The organism is Corynebacterium marquesiae (assembly GCF_030229635.1).
GTDB classification, from domain to species: domain Bacteria; phylum Actinomycetota; class Actinomycetes; order Mycobacteriales; family Mycobacteriaceae; genus Corynebacterium; species Corynebacterium marquesiae.
This window is the reverse complement of record NZ_JASPII010000040.1, coordinates 1-692: the sequence shown is the minus strand read 5'-3', so window position 1 is coordinate 692 and position 692 is coordinate 1. Positions and strand designations below refer to the sequence as shown.

The following is a 692-nucleotide window of genomic DNA, read 5'->3' as shown; positions in this document are numbered from 1 at the left end:
ACCTTTGCCTTGCCGGTCAAGATCAAAGATGAGCTCGCGTTCTTCTATCGATAAGTAGCGCGAAGAGATACGCCTATCGATACGCTGTTGCGGAATAACCTGGACTGGAACTGCTTGACGACCATCAACGTACTCAATTACCTGCATAAGCCTGTTATACAGCGCCACATCCGGGCCAGCCGGGACAAAAGGCACACGCCCGGTGGAAAGCTTAATGACACCTTTGTCTATATCAGCAGCATTACGCGGATGAATGCCACAGGCTAAAGCGGCATCTTTGCGCCCTAAAGCATTCGCACGCAGTTGCAGATAACTACACCGGCCAGTTGTGGCCGCAGCTTTTCGGCCATGCGGATTGCGCTTCCACAAACCAAGCTCAATACCGATGCGGTACACCGGAGAAGAGCCTATAGAAAGCTGGCGCGCAATATCCATCGGTGCCACACCTTCCAGCCACAGGCGAGCTATTTCCTCACTGTCATCCGAGCTAGTAGTCCTGCGGCGCTTGCGCGGCAAGTCCAACTCGCCAGCAAGCCGATAAGCCACCGACCGCGCTAAACCAACCACCCCAGCAGCCGCCCGTATTGAACTACCAGCCCGAACCAACGACGCAAACCGCGCCACAACAGCAGAATCCGGAACCCATTTCGACTCCACACAATCACCTAACCCATGTCAGGTGTTTCCACGAC

At 54.8% G+C, this 692-nt stretch carries 1 pseudogene; it reads right to left on the bottom strand.

Going from position 1 to position 692, the window contains the following annotated elements:
* Window positions 1-657, bottom strand: a pseudogene (locus QP971_RS11275) (IS30 family transposase); the annotation flags it as partial.
* Window positions 658-692 lie beyond the last annotated feature (35 nt).